The sequence below is a fragment of the Streptomyces sp. MMG1121 genome (assembly GCF_001280015.1).
In the GTDB taxonomy this organism is placed as follows: Bacteria; Actinomycetota; Actinomycetes; order Streptomycetales; family Streptomycetaceae; genus Streptomyces.
In genome coordinates this window covers 1-258 of the sequence record NZ_LGDV01000143.1, presented here as the reverse complement: position 1 = coordinate 258, position 258 = coordinate 1, and the positions used below count along the sequence as shown (strand labels likewise).

The window sequence follows — 258 nt, the reverse complement described above, 5'->3', positions numbered from 1 at the left end:
GCCGCGTCGTAGAGGGTGAGTCCTTCGTCGGTGGACAGCGCGGTCATCCCGGCGCGTGCCATCCGGCGCACATCGCTGTGTGCCAGGTGACCGGTCATGCCCCCGGACTGCTCCCACGGACCCCACGCCAACGACTGGGCCGGCAGCCCCTGGGCACGCCGGTGCTGCGCGAGCGCGTCCAGGAATCCGTTCGCCGCCGCATAATTGCCCTGCCCAGGACCACCAAGCGTGGCAGCAGCCGAAGAGAACAGCACAAAC

The 258-nt window shown here is 69.4% G+C and carries 1 protein-coding gene; it reads right to left on the bottom strand.

Annotation, left to right across the window (positions count from 1 at the left end; translation table 11 throughout):
• The coding region (locus ADK64_RS14735; RefSeq protein WP_159046245.1) for a KR domain-containing protein at positions 1-258 on the bottom strand (258 nt) is incomplete at both ends.